The organism is Brevibacterium sp. UMB1308A (assembly GCF_030230605.1).
GTDB lineage: Bacteria > Actinomycetota > Actinomycetes > Actinomycetales > Brevibacteriaceae > Brevibacterium.
The window spans coordinates 13,075-30,807 of the sequence record NZ_JASPDO010000012.1 but is presented as its reverse complement, the minus strand read 5'-3'; the positions used below and the strand labels follow the sequence as shown (position 1 = coordinate 30,807).

At 61.5% G+C, this 17,733-nt stretch carries 13 protein-coding genes and 1 tRNA gene; 11 read left to right on the top strand and 3 right to left on the bottom strand.

The features are described 5' to 3' along the window. Positions 1-383 precede the first annotated feature (383 nt). Entirely contained in the window at positions 384-2,708 is a 2,325-nt protein-coding gene (locus QP868_RS06735) for a DEAD/DEAH box helicase (protein ID WP_284925831.1), read from the bottom strand. 73 nt (positions 2,709-2,781) lie between these two features. Here QP868_RS06735 and QP868_RS06730 point away from each other — a divergent pair, with 73 nt between their 5' ends. Further along, a complete protein-coding gene (locus tag QP868_RS06730; protein WP_284925830.1) occupies positions 2,782-4,380 on the top strand; it encodes a N5-glutamine methyltransferase family protein in 1,599 nt (532 codons plus the stop codon). A gap of 66 nt (positions 4,381-4,446) precedes the next feature. Beyond that, a complete protein-coding gene (topA, locus tag QP868_RS06725) occupies positions 4,447-7,212 on the top strand; it encodes a type I DNA topoisomerase (protein ID WP_284925829.1) in 2,766 nt (921 codons plus the stop codon). Here the strand turns inward: topA and QP868_RS06720 are convergent, their stop codons facing one another. Continuing rightward, on the bottom strand, positions 7,213-7,962 hold the full coding sequence (locus tag QP868_RS06720) for a lipoate--protein ligase family protein (protein WP_284925867.1): 750 nt from the start codon (positions 7,960-7,962) through the stop codon (positions 7,213-7,215). A 51-nt stretch (positions 7,963-8,013) separates the two neighbouring features. Here QP868_RS06720 and tmk point away from each other — a divergent pair, with 51 nt between their 5' ends. Continuing rightward, positions 8,014-10,560, top strand: a complete 2,547-nt coding sequence (gene tmk / locus QP868_RS06715; RefSeq protein ID WP_284925828.1) for a dTMP kinase — start codon at positions 8,014-8,016, stop codon at positions 10,558-10,560. Then, the gene (locus tag QP868_RS06710) at positions 10,557-11,750 is read left to right on the top strand and encodes a DNA polymerase III subunit delta' (protein ID WP_284925827.1); all 1,194 of its coding nucleotides are present in this window, start codon (positions 10,557-10,559) and stop codon (positions 11,748-11,750) included. Before tmk ends, QP868_RS06710 begins: the two co-directional genes overlap by 4 nt. On the opposite strand, the gene QP868_RS06705 is transcribed toward QP868_RS06710, so the two are convergent. Continuing rightward, entirely contained in the window at positions 11,737-12,879 is a 1,143-nt protein-coding gene (locus tag QP868_RS06705; RefSeq protein ID WP_284925826.1) for a M20 family metallopeptidase, read from the bottom strand. The two genes, QP868_RS06710 and QP868_RS06705, sit on opposite strands and share 14 nt — an antisense overlap. A 70-nt stretch (positions 12,880-12,949) precedes the next feature. On the opposite strand from QP868_RS06705, the gene QP868_RS06700 reads away from it, so the two are divergent. From QP868_RS06700 to QP868_RS06670, 7 genes are all read left to right on the top strand, one after another. Continuing rightward, positions 12,950-13,597 (top strand): DUF4178 domain-containing protein, encoded by a 648-nt coding sequence (locus QP868_RS06700; RefSeq protein WP_284925825.1) that lies wholly within the window; start codon positions 12,950-12,952, stop codon positions 13,595-13,597. A 1-nt stretch (position 13,598) separates the two neighbouring features. Beyond that, positions 13,599-14,213, top strand: coding sequence for a DUF2617 family protein (locus QP868_RS06695; RefSeq protein ID WP_284925824.1), 615 nt, complete (start codon positions 13,599-13,601; stop codon positions 14,211-14,213). Further along, entirely contained in the window at positions 14,210-14,542 is a 333-nt protein-coding gene (locus QP868_RS06690) for a hypothetical protein (RefSeq protein WP_284925823.1), read from the top strand. Before QP868_RS06695 ends, QP868_RS06690 begins: the two co-directional genes overlap by 4 nt. Before the next feature lie 57 nt (positions 14,543-14,599). Then, positions 14,600-15,025, top strand: a complete 426-nt coding sequence (locus QP868_RS06685; protein WP_284925822.1) for a DUF350 domain-containing protein — start codon at positions 14,600-14,602, stop codon at positions 15,023-15,025. Further along, the gene (locus QP868_RS06680) at positions 15,022-16,614 is read left to right on the top strand and encodes a polyamine aminopropyltransferase (protein WP_284925821.1); all 1,593 of its coding nucleotides are present in this window, start codon (positions 15,022-15,024) and stop codon (positions 16,612-16,614) included. The genes QP868_RS06685 and QP868_RS06680 overlap by 4 nt, the downstream gene beginning before the upstream one ends. 42 nt (positions 16,615-16,656) lie before the next feature. Further along, positions 16,657-16,729: transfer RNA gene (locus tag QP868_RS06675), tRNA-Thr, on the top strand. A 79-nt stretch (positions 16,730-16,808) separates the two neighbouring features. Continuing rightward, the gene (locus QP868_RS06670; protein WP_284925820.1) at positions 16,809-17,726 is read left to right on the top strand and encodes a universal stress protein; all 918 of its coding nucleotides are present in this window, start codon (positions 16,809-16,811) and stop codon (positions 17,724-17,726) included. Positions 17,727-17,733: the final 7 nt, after the last annotated feature.

The window sequence follows — 17,733 nt, the reverse complement described above, 5'->3', positions numbered from 1 at the left end:
ACGGTAGTAAAAGCAGGGCTGGTGGCCTCCCGTAGTTCTGAGAAGACAGTTTGCCTCAGTCGGGCGTCGCCAGCTGTAGGACTTGAGCGACCTGGGCTAGGGGAATCCGAGGTCGGGAGAGCTTGTAGGCGACTTCCCGCCGTTTTGAGAAAAGGCCAACTGCAGGGAAGACAGTTAGCCGTAGGACGGTCGGGCCAGCCGGGACGGATCTCGGGACGGATCTGAAGAAACTGAGCTGGAGAACAAGCTGATGTTGCGAAGGCTCGTCGGGTGGGAAGCTTGGTGCCGGGCTGGGGAGTGTAAATGGTGAACTGCGAACATGGGCCCTGTCTTTGAACTGGACAGGGCGAACTGAGTGGCGTGCCCCTGCCGAAGTAACAGTCTTACTCCAGCACCTCACGCAACAACCGCAACGCCGCGTCCTTATCAAGAGGCTCGTTGCCGTTGCCGCACTTGGGGCTCTGCACACAGGACGGACAACCAGCAGCACATTCGCACGCGTCAATCGCATCAAGCGTCGCCTGCTGCCACTCCTCAAAAACTTCAAACCCACGCTCGGCAAACCCGGTGCCACCTGACTGACCGTCATACACAAACACCGTCGCCTGCCCGGTGTCGGCGTGCCGGGCGGTAGAAACCCCGCCAATGTCCCACCGGTCACAACCAGCAAACAACGGCAACAGCCCAATTGACGCATGCTCGGCCGCGTGCACAGCGCCGGGCAGATCGCCGGCAACCACCTCGGCGTCCTCCACCACCGAATCCGGCGCCGTCCACCACACCGCATGCGTGCGCAACGTCTGTGCTGGCAAATCCAACGGCCGCTCACCCAACACCACACCCGTGCCGTTCTGTCGCATGATGTACCCCGTCACCTGGGTCGTCACCTCAACAGCCCCATGAAACACCCGGCACCCGCTGGGCAACCCACGCGACCCCTCGGTGCCCACCACGCGAATCTCCGTCACCGACCTCGCCTGCGTTGTGTAATCCACCGTCGCGGGCGCCACCAACGCCACCCGCTCGGCCAAATCCAACTCCAACACCGAAAACGTCTCACCCTGATGCACATACACCGCACCCGGAAAACTCTGCCGGGGCGCAGCCGCATCATCCACCGTGCCCAACAACATGCCCGTCGCCTGATCCACCAACCGCACCTGCGCGCCACCAGACCCGCGAATATCCGTCAACGCCGCCGCCGACTCTGCCTTCGCCCAAAACCACCCCGTGGGACGGGCGCGCAAATACTTTGCCTCGGCCAACTCGCGCGTTACCTCAACGGCCCGCTCACCAAACCACAACCGGCAGTCGTCCTCCGTCAACGGCTCCTCAGCAGCCGCCGCCAACAAATGCCCCGCCACCACATACGGGTTCTCCGGGTGAATCACCCCGGCCTCAACCGGGGCGTCAAACACATGCTCCGGGTTGTGCACCACATACGTGTCCAACGGGTCATCCCGCGCGATCAACACCGCCAACCATTCCTGCCCCGCTCGGCCCGCACGCCCGGCCTGCTGCCACAACGACGCCAACGTGCCCGGCCAGCCTGCGATCACCACCACGTCCAACCCGCTGATGTCGATCCCCAACTCCAGCGCGTTCGTCGAGGCCACCGTCCGCAACTTGCCCCCGCGCAAGCCCGTCTCCAAGGCCCGGCGCTCCTCGGGCAAGTACCCGCCCCGGTAGGCCGCGACCGAGGTGGTCAACTCCGGCGCTATCCGCCCCACCTGGCTACGTACCGAGTCCGCCAACGCCTCGGCTCCCGCACGAGACGCAATGAACGCAATCGACCGAACCCCAGCACACGTCGTATCCACCAACATGCTCGTGGCCTCACTGATGGTCGACCGGCGCTGCGCCTCCTCACCAGCCACCAACGGCGGCTCCCACAAAAGAAACGTGCCCGCAGCCTTAGGCGACGTATCTTCCGTCACCGCATACGCCTCCCGGCCCGTAAACCTGCTAAACGCGGCGGCCGGGTCAGCCATCGTCGCAGACGCCCCCACCACCGTGGGCCGCGCCCCATACAACGCCGCCACCCGCAACAACCGGCGCAACACCAACGCCACATGCGACCCAAACACGCCTCGGTACCTGTGCGCCTCGTCAACAACCACAAACCGCAAGTTCTTAAACCACCGGCGAAACCGCTCGTGACCAGGCAAAATACTGCGGTGCAACATATCGGGGTTGGTGAAAATGATGTTGCCGTGCTGCCGGGCCCACTGCCGGTCCGCCTCCGAGGTGTCCCCATCGAAACTGCCCGCCCGCACCCCCTGCAGAGGCAGCGACACGAGCTTCGACAACTGATCATGCCCCAACGCCTTCGTGGGAGAAATATAAAGAGTCGTCGCCACCTTGGTAGGCAACGCATCCCGACTCTCAAACGCCGCCTGCGTGACCGGCAACCAAAACCCCAGGCTCTTCCCACTGGCCGTGCCCGTGGCGATGACTGTGTCCACGCAAGACTCGTCGCCCGCGCCGGCTTCATCACCCGCACCAGCCCCGGCTGCCCACACCCTCTGCGCCGCCTCCACCTGGTGCCGCCACGGACGCTCAATACCCGTGACCTGCCACGCGTGAACGACCTCGGGACTTACCCACTCCGGCCAATCCGCGAACTGCGCCTCGCGGGCGGGAAAACTGCGCGCATGCGTCACACGGTCAGCCCGCTCGCCAAACGCGGTCACCAGATCAATCAGCACACCCCAACCTTAGCGGTCACGCTCAACACAACCCCGTAGCCCGCAGCCCAAACCGGCCCGTAGAGTAGTGCCTGTGCTCACGATTGATCAGACCACCGGCAACACCCTGCGCCACGCCCTGAACCACCACCGGTTCACCCCCGCTGGCCTGCACGAACTGTGGGGCGCAGACATCGACGACGCCCTCACCCGCAACAACGCCGCCCCCGCCCGCTGGTTCCTGACAGGCCGCACGGACCCGCTTTCGGTGCTGGCGAACCTTTTCGTGTGCGCGGCCACCATGGACGCCGAGGTCGTCCGCATCTCCCTAGGCACCCACCTTTTCGACGCGGCAACCAAAGCCGGCGCTCTACTCGAACGCGCCGGAACCATACTCGCCCCCTTCGCCCTGCGCGCCGTCGAAGTGCCCCCAGGGCTAAGCGACCACGCAAACGAACCCACCCCTGACCCCGCCCCCGAACACATTTGGCTCTTCTCCGACCACGGCACCCTCGTCCGCGACGAACCCGTCGCCGGTGACTTCGTGTTAGGTGTGGGCGGTGCCGGGCGCACCCTCCTCAACATCACCCCGCGCACCCCCGTGCATACCGCGCTTGACCTGGGTACCGGGTGTGGCATTCAAGCCATCGCGCTAGCCCGCCACTGCGACCACGTCATCGCCACCGATATCTCGCCCCGCGCGCTCGCCTTCACCCGCGCCAACGCCACGCTCAACGGCGCCCACAACATCGAAACCCGCGAAGGCTCCCTCTTCGAACCCACCCCAGAACAGTTCGACCTCATCGTCTCCAACCCGCCCTTCGTCATCACGCCACAAGGCCACACGGCCACACTGGAATACCGCGACGGCGGCCACACCGGTGACGAACTCATGCGCACCCTGCTCGCCCAGCTGCCAAACCACTTGACCACCTCGGGCACGGCATGTCTGCTGGGCAACTGGGAAATCACGCACGCCACTAGCGAAGACCCCACCCAAGACCCCGAAACCCCCACAGACCCCACCCGCTGGGTCCCCAACACCGTCGACATCAGCGTCATCGAACGCGAACAGCTCACCCCCGCCCACTACGCTGAAACGTGGATCCGCGACGGGGGAGTGGTGCCCGGCAGCTCCCGCTGGAACGCAGACACGGCCGCGTGGCTCGACGACTTCGCTTCCCGAGGTGTCACCCGGATCGCGTTCGGGTGGATCCAGGTGCGGGCCCGGGCTGAGGAACCCGAGGCCGCCACAGACGGGCACCCGCCAGCGCCTCCCATCCGTCACTTCGAATCCCGCCCCGGCCCGCTGGGAGCCAACCCCGGTGGAATCGCACAGTTCCTCGATGTGCGCTTCGACCTCATCCAGTGGCTCAACCAGGCAGACGACAACGAACTGCTCGACACCGCGTTCATCCGCAACGAAGGCGTTGTCGAACACCGCCACTTCACCCCCGGCGACGAATCGCCCACCACCATCACCATCGAAGTGGGAACCGGGTTCGCCCGCGAAATGACTGTCGACACCGCGTTCGCCGGTTGCATCGGAGTTGCTGACGGCAGCCTCACCCTGCGGGCCGTGGCTCACGCCCTCGCCCAGTTGCTCGACGTGGAGCCTGATATGCTCGCGTCGCAACTCGTAGCGCAGGTTCGTGAAGCGGTTGTCAGTGGTATCTTGTACCCCAACTCATAAAACCGCACACATCACAAGTGCTACATTCAAGTGGACGCGTACACACTTGCGTGAGAAAGGACTCTCGTGCCAACCACTCAGCCACGTCGCCTCGTTATTGTGGAGTCACCCACAAAAGCCCGCACCATCGTTGGATACTTGGGCGACGGCTACGATGTGGAAGCGTCCGTAGGCCACATCCGTGATCTGCCTCAGCCGTCAGAGCTCCCGGCCGACATGAAGAAGGGCCCCTACGGCAAGTTCGCCGTGGACGTGGACAACGGCTTCGACCCCTACTACCGGGTGGACCCCGGCAAGAAGAAAAAGGTCACTGAACTTAAGAAGCTCCTCAAGGACGCCGACGAACTCTACCTCGCAACCGATGAGGACCGCGAAGGTGAAGCCATCGCGTGGCACCTCATCGAAGTGCTCAAACCAAAAATCCCCGTCAAGCGCATGGTCTTCCACGAAATCACCCCGGAAGCCATCGCCCGCGCCCTAGAAAACACGCGTGAACTCGACACCAACCTCGTCGACGCCCAAGAAACCCGTCGCATCCTCGACCGTCTATACGGTTACGAAGTGTCGCCGGTTCTGTGGCGCAAGGTCCGTGCCGGGCTGTCGGCCGGTCGCGTCCAGTCTGTTGCCACCCGCCTGGTCGTTGAGCGTGAACGTGAACGCATGAAGTTCATCCCCGCCGATTACTGGGACCTCGACCTCGCACTGGCCCTGCCAGATGCCGCCGACGGTGAAGAATTCGCCGCCAAACTCACCACCTACCTGGGCCAGAAAGTGGCCACCGGCCGTGACTTCGACGACGCCGGTCAGCTGAAAAAGGCCAGCTCTGAGGTCGTGGTACTGGGTAAGGACGACGCCACCAAACTCGCCTCCGTGCTCAACGCTGGCGCGCCCTTAAGCGTCTCCGGGCTTGAAACCAAGCCGTACTCACGCCGGCCCGCCGCCCCGTTCACCACCTCAACCCTGCAACAGGAAGCCGGCCGCAAACTGCGCATGAGCTCCCGCCAAGCTATGCGCGTTGCCCAGTCGCTGTACGAAAACGGGTACATCACATATATGCGTACGGACTCCTCGGCCCTGTCCGCCGAGGCCGTCGCCGCCGCCCGCAAGCAAGTCACCGAACTCTATGGGCCCGAATACGTCCCCGGCTCCCCGCGGGTTTACGCGAAGAAGCAGAAGGGTGCGCAGGAAGCACACGAAGCGATCCGTCCCGCAGGTGACTCGTTCCGCACGCCCGCCCAAGTGCAAGGCAAACTGTCTAGCGACGAGTTCAAACTCTACGACCTGATCTGGAAGCGCACGGTCGCCTCCCAGATGGCCGACGCAAAAGGCTCCACCGCCACCATGAAAATCAGCGCCGACCTCAGCACCCACCTCGGGGACGGGGCAACGGCAGGCATGACCGCCTCGGGAACGGTCATCACCTTCCGCGGATTCCTTGCCGCCTACGAAGAAGGCCGCGACGCAAGCCGCTACGACTCCGGTGACGCCGGTTCTCGCCTCCCACAAGTCACCGAAGGCCAAGAACTCGCCGTCCACTCCGCAGAAGCCGCGGGGCACACAACCGCGCCACCACCTCGGTACACAGAAGCCAGCCTGGTCAAACGGCTCGAAGAACTGGGAATTGGGCGCCCATCCACCTACGCGGCCATCATCTCCACGATCCAAGACCGCGGATACGTACGCCCGCGCGGGAACGCGCTGGTGCCCAGCTGGCTCGCATTCTCCGTGGTCAGGTTGCTTGAAGAGCACTTCGGCGGACTCGTGGACTACCAGTTCACTGCTGACCTGGAAACGGAACTCGACCACATCGCAGCAGGTGAACTCGACCGCACACAGTGGCTCTCCGACTTCTACTTTGGAACCGGTGCCGCCGGAGCCGCAGTCACCGACGGCCCAACCGGTGACCAACCCGCCAGCGACCACCCGGGACTCAAACCAACCGTGGACGATCTGGGCGACATTGACGCCCGCGAAGTCAACACCGTGCAGATCGCGGACGACGTGACCCTGCGCGTGGGCCGGTACGGACCATACCTTGAAGTACCCACCGACGACCCCGAAAAACCCAAGCGCGTATCAGTTCCAGACGACCTGGCCCCGGATGAACTCACGGCCGAAAAAGCCCGCGAACTCATCGAAACCCAGGGCGACGGCGACCGCGAACTTGGCGTGGACCCGGAAACCGGGCACACGATCGTTGCCAAGAACGGGCGCTTTGGCCCCTACGTCACCGAGGTGCTACCAGAATCAGACACCCCCGCCAAACGCGGCACCAAGAAGCCCAAGCCACGCACCGCCTCGCTGTTTAAATCCATGGACCTGCAGACCGTTGGGCTGGAAGAAGCGCTGAAACTTCTGAGCCTGCCCCGGGTCGTTGGCCAGGACCAAGAAGGCGTGGACATCACCGCGCAAAACGGACGCTACGGGCCATACCTGAAGAAGGGAACCGACTCGCGGTCGCTGGAATCCGAAGACCAGATTTTCAGCATCACAGTCGAAGAAGCGCTGGCGATCTACGCGCAACCCAAGACGCGCGGCGGGCGCAAAGCGGCGGCTCCGCTCAAGGAGTTCGGCGAAGACCCCGAAACCAAGAAGCCCGTCGTTGTGAAGGACGGTCGCTTTGGCCCCTACGTCACCGACGGCACCACCAACGCGACCCTGCGTAAAGACGACTCGGTAGAGACCATCACCGCAGAACGCGCGTTCCAGCTCCTGGCCGAAAAACGTGCCAAGGGACCCGCCAAGAAGCGCACCACCGCGAAGAAGACGACCACCCGGAAGACGACCGCCTCGAAGACCACGGCGAAGAAATCCACCGCCAAGAAGAGCTAACTAGGCTAGCCGATGCCTCTCGTCGTATGCGCGGGAGGCTTCGATAACCTCACTGGTGAGCGCGGTTTCGCACAGGTCCCATTCCGTTGCGTACGCGGTCAAAAACGCGTCTTTGACGTCCTCAACCGTGATCCCCGGGTGGAGCTCACTCAACGCTCCACCCGTTTGCGGATCCCACTCCACACCCAGGGCGGCTTCGACCTCGGTCAGGCACGCACGAATGGGCTGCGGGTCCGTCACAATCACCGAGGACGAAAACAACCACCCCTTATTGGTCACCCGTTGCGCTGTCCCAATGATCTTGATGCGCCCGGCCGCGTTGACTGAGAACTCGCCCGGGCAGTACTCGCCAGGAATCTCACCAACGCGCGCATCCACACCCAGCGTGCGCAAAGCTGAGGCGTACAGCTCACCAAACTCAGTGAACCGCTCCTGAGTCTTGCCGTACAGCGTGCTGGCCGGTTCCATGTGGTCAAGCACCAAGCTCCCGAGGTGGTACGCCGCCGCGCGTCCCCCAAGGGTCCGCAGTGCTGGAGTAAAACCGTGAGCGCGGGCCGCCTGGGTTGCCTGTGGGAAACCCTCTGCGAACCGGTCGCGGGCACCAAACGCCACCGTGGGTTGCGGCTGATAGACCCGCAGGGTAGGTCCGCGGGTTCCGTTGCGGACGTCGTCAAGAAGGGCCCGGGCAACGCCGAGGTCGCGAACAGCTCCCTCGCTGGTGTCCGCTATGTATTCCAAGTGGTGTGACATCACTGCTTAACCTTACGCGGTAACGAGGGCTGGGCGAGTAGGCTTAGCCATGTGGATACTCAAACTGTTCTCTCTAAGCCACACGCCGGAACCATTGGCCACGCTGCGCTCGAAGTAGGGGCGTGGCTCGTCGCGCTGAGCTCAGCGGCGATTGCCTTCGCAATTGTGGGTATCCACGGCTTCGGCGGGGCCATGGACATCAGCCGCTACGGCGAACTCACCCAGATCCAACGCGACGGCGGGTTCAACTCATCTTTCGCGGTTCCAGGACTACTCGCGTTCTTTGCGCTCGCGGTGGCGGGTGTCCTCATTCCACCTAAAAAGCTGACACAGCTCAAAGAGTCGGTCCGTTCCCAGCTCCTCACACTTTTTGCAGCCGCGACTGCGTGCGTGTCAGTCGTCGTTGTGTTCATTCCTACTTTCTGGCTCACCCTGATCGTGGCCGCTTTGCTGGGCATGTTGGTGGGCGTACTTGCTGCCCACGCGCCTGAACTTCACACCAAACCGTGGCGCACAGGTGGCCTGGCGGTTGGAATCTTCCTGCTGGTCACGTACTACTTTGAGCTGGAACACGGGGTTCCGGCCGGTGCTCACGCGTTACGTTGGCTCCTGTTTGTCGGGGCGATCCTCCTCATTGTGGCAGCACTGATGGTACTGGTGTTCCCGCTGTCGTCTGACCGCGACATCGATGACCTTCACACGTTCCCTCACACCCTGGCCATCAAACGCTCCCGCGGTCACATGTCGATCGCTTTTCCGTGGGCCTGCTACGCACTGTTCGCAGTACTGGGCGCACTGTTCTTACTTCCTCTTCCTGCCACTGTGGATGGGGGATACGGTCAGGGTGCTATCGGACTCATGACTGCGGCGGTTCTTTTGGGTTGGGCTGCCGGATACGAGTCCGGTCCCACCTTCGCTCCCGGCATGACCCGTCCACGCCTTACCGCGTTCGCGTTGGTCGCAGCGGGGCTGTTGATGATCTGCGCTGGCTTGATTGACGAGCTTTCCGGAAAAGCCGTACTCATGGCACTCACCGCGTTCTGCGTGGGCGTGGGTGTGCGCGCTCAAAAATATGAATTCTCACGCCGCGTGGGCCTCGCTGTAGGTGCGCTGTTGGCTACTCTGCTCTGTGGTCTTGACCTCACGTTCGACATCCACCTGTCAGCAGTAACCACGTGGGTGCTGTCCGCATCCGGCGTGGCCTTCAGTGCGATCGGTCTTCTGGCCTTTGCAACCGGAATCTTGGCAATCTTCTTTTTCTCACCCATGGGTGTGCGCGGAATGGGCGTCGACCTCATGAACGCGTTCCAAGTTTCCGGCGACAACTCGCCTAGAGCCACAGCACCAGCCTTCGCAGTCGCTGAAGATCAGGAAACACGCGTGCTGCCAGCGGCGACCACCTCGGCGGACGAACCCCAGGATGCCGGTGCCAACTCCCTTGCCGTTCCAGAACCCGTAACGCCTTCCACCGGGCTGTTTATCGCGATCGAAGGCGGGGACGGGGCCGGGAAGACCACCCAGATTCGCAAACTGGTCGAACACCTAGAATCCCGCGGCTTTGACCCCGTTATTGCGACCCGCGAACCCGGTGGCACGCCTGCGGGGAAGTCCATTCGCAGCGTGTTGCTTGACGGTGAAGCGGTGTCAAAGAAATCAGAAGCGCTCCTTTACGCAGCTGACCGTGCACACCATGTTGCGACCCTCGTGGCACCGAGCCTGGAACAGGACGGTGCGGTTGTCACTGACCGGTACATTGACTCTTCGCTTGCCTACCAGGCCGGAGGCCGTGAGCTGTCTGAAGACGATGTGCTGGCCTTGTCGAGGTGGGCGACCTCGGGGCTGGTGCCAAACCTCACATTGGTTCTGGACGTTGACCCACGCGTGGCCGCCGAACGCATGGGGAACCGTGAGGACGCTAACCATCTAGACAAACAGAGTCTTGAGTTTAAGGACCGCGTGCGCGCAGGTTTCCTCCGGCTGGCAGAAGCTGAGCCTGACCGGTACGCAGTGATTCCAGCGGGACGCTCAGTCAACGAGGTCGCAGAACACATTCAGCGCGTGGTTGACGCCATGATCGACGGTGAAGAGTCAGCAGACGTCGCCGACACCTTTGAACCGATCGCACCCCGAGGTGTGTTCGAAGGGGTTCCCACAGAACGGATGTCTCCTGAAGACGCCCAAAAAGCGGTCGAAGAACACCGATACGCTGAGCCGCCACAGTTCTTAACCGAACCAATCAAAGTTGATGGTGCTGAAGACGCTGACAGCGCAGCAAGTGTTGACAGCACAGAAGATAAAGACAACCCGGACAGCGCTGAAGATGCTGAAGGCGCTGAAAGTGCCGAAGACACAGAAAACGCTGCAACCACCGTTCTGCCGCAACGTCCCAAAGCTGAAGGCGCGCCAAAACCTGAGGGATCAAAGGGATCAACTCGCGCTACGGCAGAGCCAGAAACGCTAGAAGCGTCAGAGACTCAAGATAAGCCTTCAAACACGGCAGAGCCCGACCCTGAAACCTACCGGGCTAAGTTACAGCGGCAGTCCTTGATCGAACAGCAGGCGCGTCAACGTCTGCGTGATGCGCGACGGAATTCATGACGGCTGAGACAAGCTCCGGAATGTCCGGGACCGTGTGGGCAGACCTCGTGGGTCAGGACGCAGCGATCGCAACCTTGGCGCGCGCGGCCAGTGACCCGCAGTCCATGACGCACGCGTGGTTGCTCACAGGGCCGCCTGGGTCGGGCAGGTCGAACGCCGCCAAAGCCTTCGCCGCCGCGCTTCTCACCCCTGACCACGGCGCAACGCTAAGCGCACAGGCCAAACGAGCGCTGGCAGGCAACCACGAATCCATGACGGTGATCTCCACCCAAAAGTCGGTCATCTCAATCGACGAGGTCCGCGACATTGTGGGCAAAGCCCAAGCCGCACCCGTGAACGCCGACTGGCGTGTGGTCATCATTGAAGACGCAGACCGCATGACAGAACGTACATCGAACGTGCTGCTCAAAGCTATTGAAGAGCCCCCGCCGGCGACCGTGTGGATCCTGTGCGCCCCCAGCCCCCAAGACGTTCTGATGACCATCCGCTCACGGTGCCGTAACGTCAACCTGCGCATCCCGCCGGTCAAAGCGATCGCACAACTGCTCAACACACGTAACGGTATCGACCCAGAGGTTGCGACGTGGGCGGCCTCGGCTGCCCAGAATCACATTGGGCGTGCCAAATACTTAGCGACCAACGCTGATGCACGCCAGGTACGTGAACAGATTCTGCGCATCCCACTCAAGTTCGACTCCTTGGGTGCCACCGTTCGGCTCGCTGGCGAAACGCTCGAGCAAGCAACAACACGTGCCAGTGACCGCACCAAGGACCGCAACGCGCAAGAAAAAGAAGAACTCTTGCGCACGCTCGGGGTTGAACCGGGAAAGAACCCGCCACCGGCCGTGCGTTCCCAGATCAAACGGCTCGAAGACGAACAAAAGCGCCGCGATTCACGAGCCCGCAATGACGAACTCGACGCTGTCTTCCTCGAGTTGCTCGCGCTCTACCGGGATGTCCTCATGTGGGGGATGGGCGAAAAAGAAAACCTCATCAACGTGGGGGATGAACAGCTAATCTCGAGCATCGCTGACTCTTCAGACCCCGTGACCACGCTCAAACAGATCGAAGTCCTGCAACTGGCCCGGGCCCGCCTGCAAACAAACACGGCCCCACTCCTTATCGTGGAAGCCGCGTTCATTGGATTGTCTCGCCCGTGGAGTCCTGCCGCTCAGGCTACTGGTCGCTAGTCAGCAGGTCTACCACCAGGCCTGCGGTGAGGTCGACGCGGGGCAGAATCGAATCGATGCGGGCGTGTTCGTCCACCGCGTGCGATCCGCCGCCCACAGTGCCTAAACCGTCCAGGGTGGGTGTGCCCAAGGCCGCCGTGAAGTTTCCGTCGGAACCGCCACCCACCATGATGGGTTTGAGTTCGTCGTGTCCCAGTTCCTGCGCTACTTTGCGGGCTCGGGCGAACAGGTGCGCTGACACTTTGCGTTCCCACGGTGGGCGGTTGATCCCGCCGTCTAAGCGGAGTTGAGCGCCCGGAATGACAGGGCGCAGTCTGCGCAGCGCCTGGTCTACGCGTTGTTGTTCGCGGGCCGAGGTGGCCCGTGAGTCGATCGACAAGGTAGCGTTCGCTGGCACCGTGTTGGTGGTGGTTCCGGAGTGCATAAAGGAAGGGACCACGGACGTCCCGGCTTCAGGTTTGTGTAACCCTGCGATCTTGACGACTTGCGAGGCCACTTCGACGGTGGCGTTGATGCCTTTTTCTGGTTCAACGCCAGCGTGGGCGGCGCGCCCGGTGACGTTGAGGTGGTAGATGGCCACACCCTTGCGGGCTACCTTGACCTCACCGTTGGGTCCACCGGATTCAAAAACCAGGGACGCGCGTGCGTGAGCAGATTCGTGTTCGATGAGGTCCCGGGAGGTCAGGGATCCTAGCTCTTCATCAGCAGTGACTAAAAGCGTGACACCGTCCAGAGTGCCCAGCTGCTCTTTGACTTTCTTGAGTGCGTGCATCGCGATGAGCACGCCACCTTTCATGTCATCGGTACCGGGTCCGCGAATGATCCCACCAGAGATGGTGAAAGGCATATCGTCGATGGTTCCCAGTGGCCACACAGTGTCGTGGTGGCCAATGAGCACTACGCGCCGGGGGCCGTTTCCAAAGCGCCACACCAGGTGGGGGAAGCCGTCGATGACATCTATCTGTGCGGGCTCGCCCATTAAACCTTCGCCCAACGCACTCAAAAGGCGCGCGGAACGGTGAAGCGCGGCCTTGTCGTTTGAAGGGGACTCGGTTTCCACTGCTTGGTGGAACTGGTGAATGAATAGTTCCAGGTCAGTGGTCGTAGAGAGGTTCGGATGAGCAGACATTAATCATTACTGTACCTAATGTGACACATTCGCCTGCGGGTGAGTCACGAAGCAACAGAGTAAATTGGTTATGAAACAGCCAGCCACAAACAGGATCGGGCCAGCCATGAAATTCCTCGCGTTCATTTTCCTTATTGCGCTCATCATCGGCGCAGTGATTTACATCGTCGCCACGGTGAAAAAGGCTCGGAACCGCGGGGAGACATACGGGGAAACTCAACGGACACCTCGGGACCCCTTTGCCACCGAGCAAGACACAACCGGCGACCCGTTCAAAATCCGGGCCGGGGACATGCTCCAGTTCGGTGATGACAAGTACTTTGTTCGCGGTTCCATCCACTTCACCGAAGGTGTGTACACCTGGCATGAACACTTCTTTCAGGCGGATGCGAACGCTACGCGGCGGTGGCTGTCGGTCGAAGCTGACCCCGATCTTCAAATGGTGCTGTGGCAGGACGCGCCTGGTCTAAGCGCACAAGCTGGTGCGTCAGTGGTGACGTACAACAATATGCAGTTCCGGCTTGACGAATCGGGGCAGGCGAACTTCAGAACAGAAGGAACCACGGGTCTGCCAGAGTCGGGAGTCGCACAGTATGCCGACTACGAATCGGACGACGGGACGCTCTTGAGCTTTGAGCGGTTTGGTAACGGGGCGTGGGAAGCGAGCATTGGACGGCCGTTGCCACGCGGAAGCTTCACCATTTACCCGGGGTCCTGATATGACAGTGACAGGTTTGGTGACGGGCAGAGCGACGGGCAAAGCAACGGGCATACACACGGCCCCTGCTCATATTGACTTCGTTGACACTAGGGCTGATCAGCTGGTTTATTCTCTCGACGAGCCCAGGATCACGCCCGTGCTGGCACGCGACTTTACGTTTACTCACGCGGGTGTGCCACTGGAGGTTGAACTCGCCGTACTGGGGTGTTCACACCAAGTGACGGTGCGGAGTGCTGGGTATGAGTGGGTGCGGGAAACCCTGGCATGCCTACCTGACCGCGAACCGTGGGTGCCAGCAAACGACTCCTGCGCGGTTGCCCACGGTGGCCAGCTCACCTTCGACTCCACTGTTGTGAAGCCGGCAGACTTCCTGCGCGAGGTCGACCGGATCGAAAGCCAACTCGCGGACTCTCCCGCCCAGTGCAGCGTGATATTTCCCGGCCAGCCTGGCGCAGTTACGGCTCTGACATGCGCCACGAACCGCAACGGGGTCGTATGGTGCACGTGGCACTGCTACCCGCAAAGTGGCGAAGTAGTGAAAACACGGTCCGTGCTAAGCCTTGACACGCAGCTGTTCCGGGACCGCGATCAGGGAAGCGGGCACATGCGATGAACTTTCTTTACCGTCTGCTACCCGATTACCTCAACCGACAGGAAAAGAAAGGTATCTGGATTTCTGTCCTCGTGATCGTGGTGGCCACATATGTCGCCGTTGGGGTCATATTTACGCCTGGAACCGACCCAAACCAGTGCGGCGACTACACGTTGAAAAACGGAAGCTACATCTACACCGAAGGCCGAGGCGAATACGACAGAGAAGGCACCAGCTACTTTTACGTCGGGTGTAAGAAGGCGCGTGGTGGTTGGTTCTTTGGGTTCCCCGGTTCGGGATCCGGGTCCGGTTCCGGGTACCGAGGTGGTGGCCCGGGGACTGGTAAATAAGGGGAGAAAGAACCAGCCCGAGGTTACAAGGACTGCAAGTAAAGAGATTGAGGAACTATGGTAATTGACTTACTCCGCGACAGTGCGGGCGTGGCGATGTACGCGGTGATTGGGTTGCTGCTGATGATGGCGGGATTCTTCATCGTTGATCTGCTGACTCCGGGCAAGTTGCGAACTCTGCTGTGGGAAGAACGCTCGAAGAACGCGGCCCTGCTTGTGGGGTCAAAAGCGCTGGGCGTGTCCATCATTGTGTGTGCAGCGATTTACGCAAGCGCCCACGACCTGCTTGCGGGCCTGGTCTCAACGCTGGTGTACGGGGTTATGGGCATCGTCGTGATGGCAGTGAGCTTCCTGTTGATCGACCTGTTCACGCCGGGCAAATTGGGTGACATTGTGCACGACCCTGAACTTCACCCTGCCACGTGGGTGTCAGCTGCGACCTACCTCGGGGTGGCGCTCATCATTAGCGTGGCGCTTTTGTGACTACTGAACGGCCGCAGTCTCCCGAACCCACTTTCCCACCCATTGCAGTAAAACCGGGCTGGGCGCGGTTCACGGTTCTCTTTGCGGTGTTTCTATGTGCCGCATGTGGCATGGTGTACGAGCTTGCGCTCATCGCGTTAGGTTCGTACCTGCTGGGTAACACCATTGTTCAAGCGTCCATTGTCCTTTCCGTGATGGTGTTCGCCATGGGCGTGGGTTCGGTTGCTACCAAACGCCTGGTCAGGTGGGCGGCAGTGTCGTTTGCTCTCATCGAGGTCCTGCTCAGCGTCATTGGTGGGCTGAGTGTGCTCCTGCTGTACATGGCGTTCGCCTACATGGATCTATATATGGTGGCGCTGGTGGTGTGTGCGTTCATTATTGGTGCGCTGATTGGTGCAGAAATCCCGTTGCTTATGGAGTTGGTCCAGTCCATTCGCAAACAACGCGCATCGAGTGCCGTCGCGGATCTGTTTGCGGCGGACTACGTGGGCGGTTTGCTGGGCGGGCTGGCATTCCCGTTCCTGCTTTTGCCGCTGCTGGGGTTGGTGCGGGGCACCATTGTGACTGGTGCGATTAATGCGCTGACGGGTGTGGTGGTCGTCCTGTGGCTGTTTCGGCGTAGCCTGGTGCGGCGCGCCAAAGTTGCGGTCTCAATCTGCCTGGTGGTGGCGTTAGGTTTTCTGGCGGTTGCGTGGGCGTTGGCGGACACGATCGAGGTGTCCGCACGGCAAAGACTCTACCGGGACCCGATCGTGGCGGCGGAGCGAAGCGACTACCAAGAGATCGTACTGACGAAGGACCCGCGCACATCCGACACCCGCTTGTTCCTCAACGGTGATCTGCAGTTCGCATCTCTAGACGAGCACCGGTACCACGAATCTCTGGTGCACCCGGTGATGAACGGGAAGCACGCAAAGGTGCTTATCTTGGGTGGTGGCGATGGACTGGCTGCCCGGGAAGTACTCAAGTATCCCGAGGTGGATTCGGTGACGCTGGTTGATCTGGACCCCGCTGTCACAGATTTGGCTAAGAGCGACGAGCGGTTGCGTAAGTTCAATCAAGACGGGCTCAATGATCCGAGGGTGCAGGTGACCAATGCGGACGCGTTTTCGTGGGTGCGCACCGGGCCATCCCAAGAGTTTGACGTGGTGATCGTGGATTTGCCCGACCCGGATGATGTGCCCACCGCTAAGTTGTACACGATCGAGTTTTACGACCTGGTTTCGCACGTGATGGCGCCTGGCGCTCGGATGGTGGTGCAGGCGGGGTCCCCGTACTTCGCGCCTGAGGCGTACTGGGGGATAGGTGAGTCTGTTGCGCAGGCCGGGTTCGCGACGACGCCGTACCACGTGGATGTGCCCAGTTTTGGGGACTGGGGGTATTTCGTGGCTGCTAAGGGTGCCGCCCCGGAAGTGAAGGTCAGTGACGCGGTTGCCCCGCGACTTTCGTTTATGACGCCCGAGGTGGCCCGCGCTTCCGTTGTGTTTCCGCCTGACCGTGATCGTGGGGCGGTGAAGAACGTGGAAGCGTCTACCCTTCTTCACCCAAAGGTGCTGGATGCGGAGCGCCGAGGCTGGGTTGGGTACTGAAGTTTGACGAGCCGAAGCCACCCCACTAGAATCTGTCTGGTTGCCTCCTTAGCTCAGTCGGCAGAGCGTTTCACTCGTAATGAAAAGGTCGTCGGTTCGATTCCGACAGGGGGCTCTCTTTGACTCCACACAGCTTGATCGTCACCACTCGGCTAAGCTGGGCATAATCCGGTTGTTCGACTTCGAGGTGGATCATGAAACTGTCGCGCGACAGCGTAGTTGTGGGTATTGATGACTCAGAATCCGCACGTGAAGCGGCCCATTTTGCCGTAGCCCACTTCGCAGATGCACGCGAAATCGTGTTAGTCGCGGTGATCCCAGACGGCGCGCACCCAGTGCTCCCGGCTCCCAGTGACGTGACCACCCCGTACACCGGCTCCCTGCCTGCAGTTCAGCCAGCAACACCCAGCGAAGAAGACCGCAAGAAATGCGAAGCCATGCTGGACGACCTGCGCACGCAACTCGAATCCACGCACAAGGACTCAGAAACCACCTCGGCGCCCATCAAAACCCGCGTCATGGCAGGTGACCCTGCAGAACAACTCGCCACGCTGGGAGACGACGCGGGCTTGCTCGTCATCGGTCACCACGGCGCAGACCAGAAATTCGCCGGCCGAATCGGACGCACCAGCCGCGGACTCCCCGGCCACTCGCTGTGTCCCGTGCTCATCTACCGCCCAGGCGACGCTGGTGATTCCGTGGTCGTAGGCATGGACACGTCTGAATACTCCAGCGTGGCCGCCCTGGACGCCGCCGACTTTGCCGTCAACGCCGGCCTGCCCCTACGCGTGGTCGTGGGCGTCGACCCGCTGGGTGACAGCGAACGTACCCACACGCAAACAGAACTTGACCTCACCTGGTTGCGTTCGGAAGTACCCGGTCTGGACGTGTCCGTTGAGTACGCGCAGGGCCCCGCCGCCGAGGTGCTCGTCGCAGCGTCTGACAACGCCCGTCTCCTTGTCATGGGTAAGCGCGGGCTTGGTCTGTTTGCCGGAATGGCAGTTCAGCTGGGCCGTACGGCCAGCCAAGTGATCGACAAAGTGAACACCTCACTCATGCTGGTGTCCTTCCGAGACGATCCGCGTCTGGCCAACCGTCGCATCGTCGACTAACAGCTAG

Bases quoted from the DNA above. Each gene is read 5' to 3' on its own strand.
- QP868_RS06705 (WP_284925826.1), bottom strand. From the start codon at position 12,879: ATGTCTGCTCATCCGAACCTCTCTACGACCACTGACCTGGAACTATTC.
- QP868_RS06685 (WP_284925822.1), top strand. From the start codon at position 14,600: ATGGTAATTGACTTACTCCGCGACAGTGCGGGCGTGGCGATGTACGCG.
- QP868_RS06670 (WP_284925820.1), top strand. From the start codon at position 16,809: ATGAAACTGTCGCGCGACAGCGTAGTTGTGGGTATTGATGACTCAGAA.
- QP868_RS06720 (WP_284925867.1), bottom strand. From the start codon at position 7,962: ATGTCACACCACTTGGAATACATAGCGGACACCAGCGAGGGAGCTGTT.
- QP868_RS06690 (WP_284925823.1), top strand. From the start codon at position 14,210: ATGAACTTTCTTTACCGTCTGCTACCCGATTACCTCAACCGACAGGAA.
- QP868_RS06700 (WP_284925825.1), top strand. From the start codon at position 12,950: ATGAAACAGCCAGCCACAAACAGGATCGGGCCAGCCATGAAATTCCTC.
- QP868_RS06695 (WP_284925824.1), top strand. From the start codon at position 13,599: ATGACAGTGACAGGTTTGGTGACGGGCAGAGCGACGGGCAAAGCAACG.
- QP868_RS06710 (WP_284925827.1), top strand. From the start codon at position 10,557: ATGACGGCTGAGACAAGCTCCGGAATGTCCGGGACCGTGTGGGCAGAC.